This window comes from Fischerella sp. (genome assembly GCF_013388695.1).
GTDB lineage: Bacteria > Cyanobacteriota > Cyanobacteriia > Cyanobacteriales > Nostocaceae > PCC9605.
Genome location: NZ_JACAEU010000029.1, coordinates 1 through 13,765 on the forward strand (window position 1 = coordinate 1; position 13,765 = coordinate 13,765).

At 42.6% G+C, this 13,765-nt stretch carries 15 protein-coding genes; 11 read left to right on the forward strand and 4 right to left on the reverse strand.

Annotated elements, in window-relative coordinates; translation table 11 throughout:
- Window positions 1-211: 211 nt before the first annotated feature.
- Together HXY43_RS04790 and HXY43_RS04795 are read right to left on the reverse strand one after the other, a co-directional pair.
- Complete coding sequence (locus HXY43_RS04790; RefSeq protein ID WP_290880628.1) at window positions 212-595, reverse strand: hypothetical protein; 384 nt, start codon at window positions 593-595, stop codon at window positions 212-214.
- A 181-nt stretch (window positions 596-776) separates the two neighbouring features.
- Window positions 777-935, reverse strand: a complete 159-nt coding sequence (locus HXY43_RS04795; protein ID WP_290880630.1) for a hypothetical protein — start codon at window positions 933-935, stop codon at window positions 777-779.
- Between the two features lie 204 nt (window positions 936-1,139).
- On the opposite strand from HXY43_RS04795, the gene HXY43_RS04800 reads away from it, so the two are divergent.
- A complete protein-coding gene (locus tag HXY43_RS04800; protein ID WP_290880633.1) occupies window positions 1,140-3,044 on the forward strand; it encodes a chloride channel protein in 1,905 nt (634 codons plus the stop codon).
- A 67-nt stretch (window positions 3,045-3,111) separates the two neighbouring features.
- Here the strand turns inward: HXY43_RS04800 and HXY43_RS04805 are convergent, their stop codons facing one another.
- Window positions 3,112-3,525, reverse strand: coding sequence for an AbrB family transcriptional regulator (locus HXY43_RS04805; protein ID WP_026733439.1), 414 nt, complete (start codon window positions 3,523-3,525; stop codon window positions 3,112-3,114).
- Window positions 3,526-3,957: 432 nt separating this feature from the next.
- Between HXY43_RS04805 and HXY43_RS04810 the strand changes: the two genes are divergently transcribed.
- From HXY43_RS04810 to HXY43_RS04855, 10 genes are all read left to right on the forward strand, one after another.
- Window positions 3,958-4,401: an Rrf2 family transcriptional regulator gene (locus tag HXY43_RS04810; RefSeq protein ID WP_026733440.1), complete on the forward strand. Its 444-nt coding sequence runs from the start codon at window positions 3,958-3,960 to the stop codon at window positions 4,399-4,401.
- A 93-nt stretch (window positions 4,402-4,494) separates the two neighbouring features.
- Window positions 4,495-5,460: an adenosylcobinamide-phosphate synthase CbiB gene (cbiB, locus tag HXY43_RS04815; protein ID WP_290880636.1), complete on the forward strand. Its 966-nt coding sequence runs from the start codon at window positions 4,495-4,497 to the stop codon at window positions 5,458-5,460.
- 136 nt (window positions 5,461-5,596) lie between these two features.
- Window positions 5,597-6,163 (forward strand): bifunctional pyr operon transcriptional regulator/uracil phosphoribosyltransferase PyrR, encoded by a 567-nt coding sequence (gene pyrR, locus HXY43_RS04820; protein WP_035139892.1) that lies wholly within the window; start codon window positions 5,597-5,599, stop codon window positions 6,161-6,163.
- A gap of 261 nt (window positions 6,164-6,424) precedes the next feature.
- A complete protein-coding gene (locus HXY43_RS04825; RefSeq protein ID WP_290880640.1) occupies window positions 6,425-6,967 on the forward strand; it encodes a hypothetical protein in 543 nt (180 codons plus the stop codon).
- Between the two features lie 107 nt (window positions 6,968-7,074).
- On the forward strand, window positions 7,075-7,590 hold the full coding sequence (locus tag HXY43_RS04830) for a tetratricopeptide repeat protein (protein WP_290880643.1): 516 nt from the start codon (window positions 7,075-7,077) through the stop codon (window positions 7,588-7,590).
- A gap of 402 nt (window positions 7,591-7,992) precedes the next feature.
- A complete protein-coding gene (locus tag HXY43_RS04835) occupies window positions 7,993-8,241 on the forward strand; it encodes a DUF433 domain-containing protein (protein WP_290880646.1) in 249 nt (82 codons plus the stop codon).
- The gene (locus tag HXY43_RS04840; protein ID WP_290880648.1) at window positions 8,242-8,592 is read left to right on the forward strand and encodes a DUF5615 family PIN-like protein; all 351 of its coding nucleotides are present in this window, start codon (window positions 8,242-8,244) and stop codon (window positions 8,590-8,592) included.
- Between the two features lie 115 nt (window positions 8,593-8,707).
- Window positions 8,708-9,427 carry a cyanoexosortase B system-associated protein gene (locus HXY43_RS04845; protein WP_290880652.1) on the forward strand — a complete coding sequence of 240 codons (720 nt, stop codon included), beginning with the start codon at window positions 8,708-8,710 and terminating at the stop codon, window positions 9,425-9,427.
- Window positions 9,428-9,549: 122 nt separating this feature from the next.
- Window positions 9,550-10,902 carry a polysaccharide biosynthesis/export family protein gene (locus tag HXY43_RS04850; protein ID WP_290880655.1) on the forward strand — a complete coding sequence of 451 codons (1,353 nt, stop codon included), beginning with the start codon at window positions 9,550-9,552 and terminating at the stop codon, window positions 10,900-10,902.
- A 118-nt stretch (window positions 10,903-11,020) separates the two neighbouring features.
- A complete protein-coding gene (locus tag HXY43_RS04855) occupies window positions 11,021-13,213 on the forward strand; it encodes a tyrosine-protein kinase domain-containing protein (RefSeq protein ID WP_290880658.1) in 2,193 nt (730 codons plus the stop codon).
- 5 nt (window positions 13,214-13,218) lie between these two features.
- Here HXY43_RS04855 and HXY43_RS04860 read toward each other — a convergent pair whose 3' ends face one another.
- Complete coding sequence (locus tag HXY43_RS04860; protein WP_290880660.1) at window positions 13,219-13,695, reverse strand: MEKHLA domain-containing protein; 477 nt, start codon at window positions 13,693-13,695, stop codon at window positions 13,219-13,221.
- Window positions 13,696-13,765 lie beyond the last annotated feature (70 nt).

Genomic DNA, 13,765 nt, shown 5'->3' on the forward strand with positions numbered 1-13,765 from the left:
CTACCCACTAACCACTACCCACTACCCACTACCCACTAACCACTACCCACTAACCACTACCCACTAACCACTACCCACTACCCACTAACCACTACCCACTACCCACTACCCACTAACCACTACCCACTAACCACTAACCATTAACCTGAGCAATTTTTGATATACTAATACTAAAATCCGTGAAAGAGGATGTTTATCCCAGAAGAAGCGATCACTGGGATTTTTTTCCTCCATCTTTCATTTTTTCTATACTTGGTGATGAGGCGTCGTCGTTGCGATTTTGCTGAGACACAGCAATCATACCAAAGAGAATAGCACCTCCTACAGCTAAGACAAACAAAGGGCGTTTAAGGATGATTAAATCACGGATGAGCCTAGCTAAGGGTCGGCTTTGACGACGCAGCATTGATGAAATCATAATCTGTTTAAATGTAAACGGATCGCGGACATAGTGACCGCTGCTTGAGACTACAAGCCTTTCTTGACAATACGGACAGGTAAACAACCCAACATAAGTCTTCACTGGTTTAGGCGTAGAATTTCTTTGGCAAATGGGGCAAGTCACATAATGATTATCAAAAGTGTGTGTGTTCATCTACCTCGTCCGCTTAGTCGACTTAACTTACTCTATAAAAAATAAACTTCTTGCAGAAGCCAGAAAAAGGACAAAGGGTAAGGGTGAAAGGTATGAAAGTATTCTTGTGCCTTTAACCTCTACCCAACTCTTGCAAAAGACATTTTTGCAAGCAGGCTAATATCTATCATTGAATTCCCGCTCAAAGGGCGTATAGATTTCCCTGTACATCTAATCTCAGCCATGTTGCATATAATTCTAAAAGATGATGCAGTGGCGTGGCAGCCACTGTAACACGAGTATAATCAGATTCAGCTGAGAATAATTCCTCATCGCTTTTGCTAATCCTCCTAAAGAGCATAAGTCTCCAATTCTCTCCCATTTAAGCACTCTCGCCACACAAATTTTGCAAGCTAGAAAATTTTTCACAAAAGCTTTGTAAATTAACAAATAGAGTAAGAACTTTATTTGCAAAGTCTCTACTTGTCTGGTTACTAGGCGATCGCTCACAATGAAAAGCAAGGCATAAAATCTTAATTTTTTTATTAGATTTACTCCTCACTCAATGACTCTCCTGCCTCCCACAGAACTCAGGAAGGCGACGGAACAATCTACCTTTCCTTCTCCTTCCATCCGTTTAGCCTATCTATTTAACCGTTTTCAACCATCCCCAGAAACCGTTGTGCTGCTTTTAGCGTTGCTAATTGGCGGTGGTAGCGGGATGGGTGTGGTTACTTTTCACTATTTAATCCAGCTGATTCACCGCCTCATGCTGGAAAACTTTATGGGTGTAGTTGGCGTTTGGGGCGCTTGGACTTTAGCTTGCGTTCCCATCCTAGGCGGATTAATTGTTGGTTTGATGCGCTGGCGATCGCAAGACTTTGGCCCTGGGCTATCATCTTTAATTGCTGCTTCCCAAAAAGGAGAGATCAAACGACAGCTACGTCCGGTGACAAAGATGCTAGCGGCAGCAGTTTCTTTGGGTAGCGGTGCTTCTCTGGGGCCAGAAGGCCCCAGTGTGGAAATTGGTGCTAATTTTGGCATGTTGCTGTCTGTGGTGCTACAAGTATCACAAGAACGCCAGCGTTTGCTTTTAGGTGCTGGCGCTGCGGCTGGCTTGGCTGCTGGATTTAACGCTCCGATTGCAGGTGTTTTTTTTGCCTTAGAGGTAGTGCTGGGTGCAACATCATTTGCTACTTCTGCGGTAAGTGTAGTGTTGCTGGCAGCAGTAGTAGCGGCGTTAATCGCTCACATTGGTTTGGGAGCGCAACCAGCTTTTACCTTACCTGTTTACCAAGTCCGCAGCCCCTTAGAATTACCCTTATATCTCGGCTTGGGTTTGTGGGCAAGTCTGGTGTCTTTGACTTATACTCAGTTAATTCGACTGGCAAAAGCCTGCTTTGCAGGTAGAGTTCCCGGTTTTACTTGGTTGGGAAAAATACCGAAGCATATCCATCCTATTATTGGGGGTGCGATCATCGGTGCAGTTGCTTTACATTTTCCACAAATTTTGGGCATTGGTTATGAAACAGTAGAAGCAATGCTTCAGGATGTGGAATTTTCGCTGCAACTTTTGATTGTGTTGCTGTTAGTAAAATTGGCAATGACAGCAATTAGCGCTGGTAGCGGTTTTGTCGGTGGTGTATTTGCACCAGCAATGTTTTTGGGTGCTTCTTTAGGTTCTGCCTATGCAAAAATTTTGGCAAACGCAGCACCTGCAATTAGTGATTTTATAGCTGCTCCTCCAGCCTACGCAATGGTAGGAATGGCAGCAGTTCTTGCTGCCAGTGTGAGAGCGCCATTAACAGCAATTTTGTTGCTGTTTGAACTAACGCAAGACTACCGTATTGTTTTACCTCTAATGGCAGCCGTAGGTTTAAGTGTTTGGTTAGTGGAGAGAATTAAGCCTAATTCTAACTCCAATTTAAATCTTCAACAAATAGGTCTTTCGGAATTGAAAGACGAACAGGCTGAAATTTTACAGCAAATAATCGTCGAAGAAGCCATGCATCCTCGTCCAAAACAACTACTAGCAACTATGACAGTAATAGAGGCTGCTATGGAAATGATACGCGATCGCTCCCGCAGTGCTTTAGTAGTTAATGAAGTAGGGCAATTAGTTGGTATCCTTTCTCTAGAAGATATCAACCGCACCCTTTCTGTTTGGCAAAATTTCCCAGATTTATCAATCGAAGATCGAGGTGATTTATCCAATCAAACTCTCATCGATATTTGTACCACTGATATTCTCTATGCTTGGCAAGATGAACCCTTATCTGAAGCTTTAGATCGCATGGCTCTTCGCGGTTTGCATCAGTTACCAGTGGTAGCACGAGACAACCCCGAACAAATTTTGGGTTTACTAGAACGAGAACAAATTGCTTTAACCTGCAACATCGCAGTCACGCGCAAAGCTCTCCGCCACTATCTACCAGTGGTGACAAAAACAAATGTAGTCAACAGTCAATAGTCAATGGTCAATAGTCAATGGTAAATACTATTGACTATTGACTTTGGACTCTTGACCATTCACTATTTTATGCTGTTGCTTCTAGGATTTCAGAATCATCTTTTTCATCTGAGTCTATTTGCCTCAGACGAATATGCTTTTTGCCCAAAGTGATCACAAACTCATCTCCAGGCTTTAGATTCATCTGTTTGGTGTAAGCAGAACCTATTAGCAAGTTACCGTTAGACTGCACACTAATTCTGTAACTAGCACTGCGTCCCCCACGTCCATTTGCGCTGGGAGCGCTATCTAACTGAATACCCTCAGCATCAATTAGGGCATTCAAGAACTTCATCATGTTGACACGCTCTATACCATTTTTTGTCACGGTATAGTAGCCACACTGTTTAGCTTTTTCTTCTTTGCTCAGATTTTCTAGCTCTTTGACTTTTTTGAGCAGATCTTCACCGGTTAGGGGTTCAATTTTTTTCTGTTTAGCCATCAACTTAGAGCGAAAATGAACGAACGATTGAAGGAGTTTAATCGATTTTATTTTAGCTGACCTTGAGGAAGTAGTAACACAATCCTTAAATTTTTATATCAGCTAACGCAAAGTATATTACACGAATCAGCAGAATTTTTGCTGTTTTACAAATATTCCCTTTGCAATATATTTCAATGAATTGGACAGAAGCTGATAAATATCTAGAGTTTGTGAGCGACTGCTACACTGGAATCTATATTTGTTTAAGATTCCTAAAGCATAGCTAAAAAAGTTGTCTGCTTGTACTTGTTTGATAACTGGCACACAGAATGATAAGTAAAACTGATCCTTAGTCATTAGTCATTGGTTGGTTGTTGGTTGTTGGTGGTTGGTTGAAACACCAAACAACAAACACCAAACAACAAACAACAAATAAAAAAACTTACCAAAATGAAATTAACTACCAAAGGACACTATAGTGTAAAGGCTTTACTGGATTTGAGTTTACAGCCAGAGTATGGGCCTGTTTCTACTAGAGCGATCGCTTCTCGTCAAGATATCCCAGCTGCATATTTAGAAAAACTGCTAATAGAAATGCGTCGTGCTGGGTTAGTAAAATCAATTCGTGGCAGCATCGGTGGATACCAGCTAGCACGAGAACCAGCACAAATATCTTTAGGAGAAATTTTAGAAGCAGTTGGTGAAACTATAGAACCTTTACCCCATCACCGCGCTTCTCCAGGACAAGCAGAAGATTGGGTAACATTTACTCTTTGGCAAAGGCTACATCAAAAATTGAAAGAAGCATTGTACAGTATTACTTTGGCAGATCTTTATTACGACGCTCGTAGTTGGCAAGCTTCTCTTGGAGAAGAAGCTAGTTTTGTTGTTTAGTCATTGTCAGGCGTTGATAGTTGGTTGTTGGTGGTTGGTTGGAACAAACACCAAACAACAAACAACAAACACCAAACACCAAACAAAAGACAAATGACAACTGTTGTTGTTTTAATTATTGCTGCTGGTTTAGATTACTTAGTCGGCGATCCCTGGGGATGGCCTCATCCTGTGCGAGTAATGGGGTGGGTAATTTCTCGCTTCAGCAAATTTGCTCTGACATATTGTCAAAATCCTCTAACACAGCGCTTAGCTGGAATATTGCTGGGTACTTTTTTAATAATTGCTAGTGGCATTGCTAGCTACTTAATAATTCAAGCTGCTAGATGGCTGCATCCTGTTTTGGGAATTGCAACAGAAAGTATTCTCTTAGCTAGCTGTTTTGCTGGGAAAAGTTTGAGAGTAGCAGCTCAAGCAGTATTACAACCTCTAACATTAGGAAAAATTCAAGATGCTCGTTCTGTTTTAAGTAATTATGTTGGTCGAGATACAGAAAATCTGACAGAATCAGAAATTTTGCGAGCAGTTCTCGAAACAGTTACAGAAAATGCCATTGATGGAGTCATGGCTCCTCTTTTTTATGCAATTATTGGTGCATTTGTGCCAGTTGTAGGTTCAGTACCCTTAGCTTTGGCATATAAAGCCAGCAGTACCCTTGATTCAATGGTGGGTTATCGACAAGCACCCTACACTTATTTAGGATGGTTTAGCGCGCGCTTAGAAGATGGCTTGACTTGGGTTCCCTGTCGTTTAGCAGTAATCACTTTAGCGCTGCTGTCAGGTAAACCTCTGCATGTAATCCGAATTTGTCGCCGTGATGCACCTAATGACCCCAGTCCCAACTCTGGTTGGAGTGAGTGCGCTTATGCTGTTACTTTGGGTGTACAGGTGGGAGGTACTAATTGGTATCGTGGCGTGGCTAAACACAAACCATTGCTGGGAGATGCTACTCATCCCATTACCCCAACTTGCATTCATAAAGCTTGGCAACTAACTCGATATTGCTTTTTGCTGTGGTTAGGGGTAGCAACTCTCTTGCTAATCGCTGTAAAAACGTAATTATGGAAGTAGGGAATTGTTAATTGATAATTGATAATTGGTAATTGGTAATAGATTTCCCCATTATCCACTACCCATTACCGATTCTCTATTGCCTGGTTTTCCTGTAAAAACTAACTCAGGGGGATGACGGTATATGACTATTTCTACCATTTCTACCATTTCTAGCAAAGCAAAAGTTGTTGAGATTCTCTCGTCTGAAGAACTCCGTCGGACTGTAACTCGTCTCGCCTCTCAAATTGTGGAAAAGACGCGAGACTTGTCTCAGTTAGTATTACTCGGTATTTATACTAGAGGAGTTCCACTGGCGCAATCTTTAGCGCGTCAAATAGAGGCATTAGAAGGTGTGTCCGTATCAGTAGGGGCATTGGATATTACATTCTATCGAGACGACCTCGACCAAATAGGCTTGCGGACTCCTGCGAAAACTGATATCCCTTTTGATTTGACTGGTAAAACCGTTGTGCTTGTGGACGATGTGATCTTTAAGGGACGTACAGTTCGTGCTGCTTTAAATGCTGTAAATGAGTATGGTAGACCAGAGGCAATTCGTTTAGCTGTACTGGTAGACAGGGGTCATCGCGAGGTTCCAATTCATCCAGATTTTATCGGCAAGCAGTTACCCACCGCAAAAGAAGAGATTGTTAAGGTTTACTTGCAAGATGTGGATGGACGAGACGCCGTTGAGTTGATAGCAGATTGATTGTTTGTGGTGGGGTGCGTTAGAGTAACGCACCGTGCCAACATGCAAGAAAAAATTTTTTGTAGATTGCATGAGTAAGCAGATTTTTCAGTGGTAAGCTTATTTACTTTTAAAGTTAGATAACATGGGCGGGCAAGATGCCCACCCCACAAGATTTATGTTTAGATGCTATATGCAAATTCGATGTTGGTTAGGCGATCGCAGTTGCATCAATTAAAATCTCAAATAGTCCCAGTCATCTGCTGAATCGCAATAAATTCCGTGTTTGATATTCTTCGGGGAATCCAGAAATTCTACACAGACCACAAAGATTTTATTGATAACCTAATTTCAGGTGGTTTGCCTGCGATTTTACTTGCTGCTATTCCTTTTTTCTGGTGGCTAAAAACGGCACACCGCCAACGGCGCATTCCCCCGCCAATTTTTCCGTTTGAGGTGATTAAACCCCAAACTCAAGACTTGCAAAAGCGCATTCTCGGCGGAGAAGATAACGACCCTTTGGCAGACCGCAACATCGCCTATCAACAACGGGTAGCAAATCGCCATATCCGCCGAGAACTACAACAACAGCTAGAAGAACATCGCTGGGTGTTAATTTTAGCACGCACCGGACTGGGAAAAACACGGGAAGCAACCGAACTGGCAAGTGATCTCAACCAACTAGGATGGACACTACTTTACCTCAAGCCGAATGAATGGCTGGATACTCCGGCGCGAATGCCAACAGAAATTGGCACAGACCGCAAGTTATTGTTTTTCTTAGATGACCTCAACGGCAAGTTCGCAAAGCTACCAACTTTTTAATTCACGCCGAACGCATCCTCAAACCCCGCGATGGACAAATTGAGGCGAAGGGTAGGCAGGTGGAAGCTGGGGAATATATCTTGCGCTTCACCAATTTAATTTTGCAAATGGCAGATAAACACCAGGAAATTCAGCTTTCACTGCTGAGTTTTGGGTGGAAACTAATAGACTTGAAACGCGATCGAGAGGCGTTACGTTGCTTTAACAAATCTCTTACTTTTACATCTGATTCGTCTTCAATATACTTTGCCAAAGGCTTAGCGCTGGATAATTTGGGAAGATTTGATGAGGCGATCGCATCCTACGACAAAGCGATTGAATTCAAAGCCGACAAACACGAAGCTTGGTACAACCGCGGCGTTGCGCTGGGTAATTTGGGAAGATTTGAAGAAGAGATCGCATCCTACGACAAAGCGATTGAATTCAAAGCCGACAAACACCAAGCTTGGTACAACAAAGCTCGCTGCTACGCTTTGCAAGGTAACTTTGAATTAGCAATTGAAAATTTACAGCAAGCCATCAATCTCAATCCTGACGAATGTCGAGAATGGGCAAAAACTGACTCTGATTTTGATAGCGTTCGGGAGGATGGGCGATTTCAGACTTTGATTATTAATACTTAGTATAGCTTTGCATAAAAAAGTAGCGATTTAAAACGCAGAGGGACGCGGGGTAGGCGCAGAGGGGAGGCAGCGCGCCCTTGGGGGTTCCCCCCGTTGTAGCGACTGCCGTCGCGCAGAGTCTTTGTGTAAAAATTTCGCTATGAACTTACGAAATGCTGTACTTAGTGGTTGGTGGTTATTTGTCTACTCTCCCGATATATCCATCTCCCAATACCGTTAACCAATTGTCACCAACATTAAAGCCATAGTTACTAACGTTAAAGCGTTTGCTACTAATGTTAAAGCTTTTGTTACTAACGTTGGTCAGATCCGTTGGAAGCCGCGATCGCTTTTCGGGAAAAAGTAAGAGAGATAAAAAGTGCGAACTAAAATAGGATTTATACGCTGCCCAAAGTTCAAATAATGACAGACCAAGAATTGTTAGAAAGAATCGTCCTCAATCCGAAAGTGCTGGTAGGAAAGCCTGTAATTAGAGGAACTCGCTTGAGTGTTGAGTATATCCTTAACCTAATTGCTCATGGTGCAACAATTGCAGAAATCATAGAAGAATACGAAGGACTGAGTGTAGAAGATATTCAGGCTTGCATTTTGTTTGCAAGTAAATCGCTTTCAAATACAACATTCATGCCACTAGGTGTGGAAAATATCTAGATGCGCTTTCTGGTAGATGAATGTACAGGCCCAGCTGTTGCCTGTTGGCTACGCAACCAAGCTCATCAAGTTTTCTCTGTGTATGAAGAAGCACGAGGTATGAGTGATGATGATGTTCTTCAGAAAGCACTTGATGAGAACTGGATTTTGATTACTAATGACAGAGATTTTGGCGAAAAGATTTATCGAGAAGGTCATCAACACCGAGGCATAATTTTTTTGCGACTGGAAGATGAGCGTGCAGCTAAAAAGATAGAAACGCTTCGGCGCTTGCTGGAAAGCTATGCAGAACGCTTGCCCAATCAGTTCGTTGTTGTCACAGAGAATAGAGTTCGGTTTGCACAGATATAAAGGTGCGATCGCCCGCACCCCAATCCTTAAGTAAAGAAAACTCTCAATAATATTACTGAACTCATCGTGGCAACATTAGGTGTAAAATTTATGCTATATTCTGCGTGTTTCACCGATGAATTATTCCAAATTATTCAAGGAATGCTACTTCTCTCAGGCAGTAGCATTGCTTTTGCTACTGTTATTGTTGGCAATAGGAGCAGTTCCTGGATATCTAAAAGGACACTGGCAATGGCAGAAACCACCAGCGATCGCTAATCTCAAAGAGTTAAAACAGATACGCCAGACAGGAATAACTCTTCCTGGTTGGCAAACTACTGAACAAGCAGAACAACAAATTGGCGAACATAAATGGTCATTGCAGTTACTTAAAAAACAGGATTCTCAGACAGAAGCTGTGTTGCTGTTGTTACCGCAGAGCGGGCCAAGAACGCAGCCTCAAGTTGAATGGACGGAGATTAATGGCTGGGGAAGGGCGCGTTGGGGACGGTGGGATATTGCTCAAAATCGCTCGGTTGAATTTACTGTCAAGCGATCGCAAGTAAAAGAATTAACAGCGGAAACTACTGTAAAAGCTATGTTCTTTCGGGCTGCAACCAGAGAGCAAACATTCGCTGTTTTGCAATGGTACGCTTGGCGAAATGGTGGAAATCCATCACCTTTGCGGTGGTTGTTGGTAGACCAAATCGCCCAATGGCACAATCAGCGTGTTGCTTGGGTTGCCGTTAGCATCCTTGTACCGATGGAACCTTTAGGACAAATTGAAACAATTTGGTCTGAGATCGGGTCTCTTGGTGAAACAGTGCAAGCTGTATTGACGGCAAGTGTTTTATAAATTATAAATAATGAATATTTTTATACATGTATTTTAGTTGATTATACGCTAGAATAGTGCCTCAATGTTTTACAGCCCCCAAAAGGCTTTACGGCTTGAATAATTTATAACCTTATTTTTATATGCGTGCATTCAGCGCACTGTCTTGTTTAAGTCTTCAGGTCGGTGTTTTTTTGGCAACAGCTGCTCAACCTGTTGTTGCTCAGACTTTTCCAACTTTGCGATCGCCAGTACAACAAGCACCTGTGCAATCTCCAAATCTCCTAGAGAGTGCAGAAGTTAATCCTTTGGGTGTTAACAACAATAAAATATTGCCTCAACTAGACCGCTACATTTTAGGGCCAGGAGACTTAATTACTATCCAAGTTCAACGTCCGCCTGGTTCCTATCGCTTGGGGCCAGGAGATGCAATCAGCGTGATAGTGCAGCGTTTTCCAGATTTAAACTTTCAAGCCACAATTAACCCAGAAGGAAATATAATTGTTCCTCTACTGGGAACGTTATCACTACAAAATCTGACTCTAGAGGAAGCACAAACCAAAATCAGCTCGCTGCTAAATCGTTATGTAGTCGATCCGAGCGTAACTTTATCGCTGTTCTCGCAGCGTCCGGATCTGAATTTTTCCATCCCAATTGGCCCTGAAGGTAACATTGCATTACCGCAAGTTGGAACAGTATCTCTAAAAGGCTTGACTCTGGAAGAAGCTCAAGAAAAAATCCGCTTGTCGTTCAATCGCATTATGGTTGAGCCAATTGTAGCCGTATCATTGGTATCGCCGCGACCAGTGCAAGTTACCATTAGCGGTGAAGTCCCGCGACCGGGAATTTATCCGATGGGTTCGCAAACGCCCCGTATTACCGATATCTTGCTGCTAGCAGGCGGTTCTACAATGATGGCAGATTTGCGACAAGTGCAATTACGGCGCAAGTTAATTGATGGTTCTGTTGTTGCACAAACTATTGACTTGTATACCCCTTTGCTCAATGGCGATACAGCACCTAATATCCGTTTACAAGATGGAGATGCAATCATTGTGCCGCGTCGCGAACTTGTTAATGATAATAATTATGACCGCAATCTCGTCGCTCGTTCGTCCTTGGCTCAACCGCAGATTCGCGTCCGGGTCTTAAACTATGCTGCTGGAGGGCTAGTCACGCAAACATTGCCTAATGGTAGTAATTTTGTTGATGCTTTAACAGGGGTAAATCCTAACTTTACTAATGTGCGGGAAATTGCCCTGATTCGCTTCGATCCAGAACGAGGTAAGGCGATTACCCAGAGATTGGACGGGAAAAAAGCCTTGACTGGCGATGCAACTCAAAACGTGCCACTTCAAGATAATGATGTTATTGTGATTGGTCGAAACCTGATCGGTAGAATTACTAATTTACTATCTACTATTACTCAACCCTTCTTTAATGTTCAGAGCTTTTTGAACTTCTTTAGCAGTTTTGGTGGCAGTAGTGGGAAGTAGTTTTCTATATCTGTTTGCCTTTGTTCTTGGTTGTTTGAACTACCAACCAACAATCAACAAATAACAACCAACAATTATGAATTTACCCGTGACAACGAGTCTCTAAGTATCAATAGTCATGACCCCACCGATTGTTAAGCGCTATTTAATTGCTTTTGAAAAGTATAAGTGGATTGGATTAGCCAGTTTCACTTTAGTTGTAGCAGGTTCAACGGTAGTGGCTATCCAACCAGAACCACCTGCTAGCTATGTAGCAAATGCTGCACTAACTTACACAAGTCCACCCGTTTTTTTCTCTGTAACTGGCACTGAAATTCAGCAACAAGGACAAGTACTTTCCCAAGAGGTTTTGTTATCAGACCAGATCGTGGAAACCGTGGCAGCACGAGTAAATGTCAAACCAAAACAAATTGGTCAAAATGTTGCCATTAGTGTGCCTGAAGCACCCAAGCCAGGAGAAGAATCAGGCGGATCTTCACTAATTGAACTTAAATATAAAGATTCTAATGAAAAGCGCGCTCAAGAAACAGTGCAAGCATTGATGGAAGCAATGGTTAAGTTGAGTGCCGAGATTAATACTAGGCGATTAAAAGCAATTATAAAAAAAATTGACGAACGTCTACCACAAACGAAACGAGAGTTGCAACTGGCTGAAAAGAGACTCGAAAAATACGATCGCACAGAAGGCCCAGCTTTACTAGCGGCTGAAAATGGCAGTTTACTGACCGCAATTACCAGCAGTCAAAATCAGCAACGGCAAATTCAACTCACCCTTTCTGGAATAGATGCCCAAATTCGCAGCTTACAAGCAAAGTTAGGGTTAAATGTCAACCAAGCCTATGTTTCTTCAGCTTTGAGTGCCGATCCAATTATTGCTAACTTGCGATCGCAAATTTATCAAGTTGAAAGCCAAATGGAGGTTCTCACCAAACAAGGGGCACGACCAGAATACCCGATGATGGTGCAATTGCAGCGTCAGAAATCTGCTTACGAACAATTGTTACAACAACGTGCGATTGAGGTGGTAGGTGGTGGAGGTACAGCAGCTCCTCTTCCTGGTACAGTTATGGGTATTCGCTCCCAAAGTAATTTAGACCCAGCCAGACAGCAACTGGCAAACCAACTCGTAGCTTTGCAAACTCAGCAGGAGACGTTACAGCAACAACTAGTTTCGCTGGCACGAGAAGAAATGCAATTGCGACAAGAGTATGCTTTGATACCCAACAAGCAACTAGAGCGATCGCGTTTAGAACAAGAAGTAGGACTCAAAAAAGCCATCTACGACAAAATGCAGGCAAAGCTAACCGATGCTCAAACCGCAGAAGCAGAAACCGTTAGTAGCCTGAGTATTGCCAGACCACCGATAGTTGTTGCTGATGTCAAACCTCCTAAAAGTGTGCCAACAACGCTTGGTGTTGGCGGCTTTCTGGGGTTAATAGTTGGTGGTGGAGTGATATTTTTATTGGGGTCGCTGGAAGGTACTTTCAAAACCAAAGAAGATATCCGCAACAGCCTCAAACAACGGGATGTTACCTTGTTGGGAGAACTGCCTTTAATGCCTGTGGAAAATTTGTCGCCAGACGAGTTGCCAGTGATGCTTTCTGCTGATTCTCTCTATTTGGAGTATTATGAAAAGTTCCGTAGTAATCTGCGCCGTTTGGGTGGCAAAAATTTGAAGGTAATATTGATTGCTAGTGTGAGCAGTGATGAGGGGAAAACAGTAAGTGCTTATAATCTGGGTATAGCTTACGCCCGTGCTGGCAAACGTACCTTGATTATTGAAACAGATTTGCGATCGCCCTCTTGTAGTCCATCTTTAAAAGTGACTATTGATCCAGAAGCTAACCTTGAACCCCTGCGTTACTACGGCAGCTTGAGCGAATGTATCCGCTTAGTTCCGGATGTTGAAAATTTATATATTGTTCCCAGTCCCGGGCCTGTAGGTCAACCCGCTGCCATCCTTGAATCTAGTGAATTGCGACACCTAATTGAGGATGCCCGCGAACGTTATGACTCAGTGATTATAGATACTAATCCTCTGAGCGCATCTAATGACGCCTTATTAATACAACCCTATAGCGATGGCATAGTTTTAGTGACACGACCGCACTATACACAAGAAAACATGTTAGGCGAAGCGATAGATGGATTGGTAGAATCAGAACTAGGACTGGTGGGAGGTATTATTAATGGTGCAGATATCATAGTTCCTTTGCCTCAGCCTGTAGAACCAGTTTCTTCCACTGGGGTAGAATCGCAAATAGAAGACGAATCACAAGCTGAAGTATCAGCTGGAACTAGGCAAAATTAAAGTCGTTATGTAATGAATTTATACTTGGAGTAAACAGCGGCTTGACCACAGTATTGATGCTTTTCATCTAATAAATTCCAGATTATACCGTTTTCAATATAAAAGCGTTGACCAGTACTGGTAAGACGAACACCGGAAAAATTACTAAAGCCTTTGCTTGCCGTTTCAACTAATAGTCTATTACGCTCCTGTTGTACAACTTCTTCAGCTGTTTTCCGCGAAGGCAACTGAGTAAAATCCTCCCATGAAACTTCCCATAGTTCCAATGCTTTCCGGTTAGCGTAGTTAAAAATTGGGTCAACTTCAGTACCGTGAGAGACTAAGACAAAAGGTGCTTCAAAAAGCGCCTGTGCAATTTCTTCTGGTGAACCACTAACATTCAGTAGAAAATCTCCTGTCCAATAATTAAAACTATATAGTAGACGTAGGCTGTGGTGAATTATAACTTCTTGCTGCCAAGGAAATTGGACGTCACGGGTCATAGACATAAAATCATATTATTGCGTAATAATTCCACAATTATAGATAGGGCTATGCTTACACAGAGCTAAC